This window comes from Arthrobacter sp. Leaf141 (assembly GCF_001424565.1).
Lineage (GTDB): Bacteria > Actinomycetota > Actinomycetes > Actinomycetales > Micrococcaceae > Arthrobacter.
The window spans coordinates 12407-13483 of record NZ_LMOL01000007.1; the positions used below are offsets into that span (position 1 = coordinate 12407).

Annotated in this window: 1 protein-coding gene; it reads left to right on the forward strand. The window is 64.8% G+C overall.

What is annotated here, in order from left to right; translation table 11 throughout:
- The first annotated feature begins 63 nt into the window (after positions 1 to 63).
- The gene (locus ASF72_RS07775; RefSeq protein WP_056597870.1) at positions 64 to 1014 is read left to right on the forward strand and encodes an endonuclease domain-containing protein; all 951 of its coding nucleotides are present in this window, start codon (positions 64 to 66) and stop codon (positions 1012 to 1014) included.
- Positions 1015 to 1077: the final 63 nt, after the last annotated feature.

Sequence of the window (1077 nt, forward strand, 5' to 3'; positions counted from 1 at the left end):
TGGGGGACTGCATGCCTGTGGATAACTCCGAAACTCTCCCACCCGGTTTGCCATTATGAAGGGGTGAAGACTCCCCGTCCGTTGCCGGCGCAGCTTGATCTGGCCGCGTTCACCTTCCAGGAAGCGGTCGACGCCGGCGTCAGCTTCAGGCGGTTGCGGCACGTATCGCTGCACTCGCCCAGCAGGGGTATCCGGGTGCCCAGTGGTGGCCCGCGCACGGGTCCGGCCTGCGGGACCACACCGGAAGTTGTGCGTCCTTTTTCGCAGGTGACCAGCTTCTCCGCCGCATCACACGCCACCGCCTTTGTACTCTGGGGGTTTCCAGGGTTCCTGCCGGGGTCCAAGACCGGGCTCATCCACATTTCGCGTCCGGACACCATGGCGATCGTTCGAAGGCGGGGCGTGGTTGGCCATGTTGGCCAGTTTTTCGACGACGAAATCACCAACCTGGACGGGCTCTTGATCACCACGCGGCTTCGGACATGGCTGGACTGTTCACGGCGGATGAGCGTGGAGGAACTAACGGTCGTTGCCGACCATCTGGTGCGTCATCCGCGGCCGGAGTTGGAGGGACGGACGGAACCGTATGCCACGCCGGGTGACCTGGCTGACATGCTCGACCGGCACAAAGGGACCCCTGGAATCCAAAAGGCGCGGCTGGCGCTGGAGCAGTCGAGGGTGGGCTCGGACTCCGCGCAGGAAACGCGGCTGCGGCTGGCATTGGAGGACGCAGGACTGCCCGAGCCGGAGTTGAACGCGCCCACGGACTTGGGCTTCGGCGTCGTCCGCCAGCCCGATCTGTCCTATCCCGAGTACAAGGTGGCGGCGGAATATGAGGGCGAGGGGCATTCCGACGCCGAGCAGATAGTCCGGGACATCGCCCGCGAGGAAGATTTCAGCAGGGCCGGATGGCTGCTGGTGCGCATCTCCAAACGCCACATGCGCCACGAGGCGGGCGCCGCCGTCCGCAAGGTCCGCGCCGCGATGCTGGACAGGGGCTGGCCCGGGACCTAGACCCAACTGACTCGCAGTTGTTGTCGTTTTGAGCCCCCAAAACGACAACAACTGCGAGTCAGT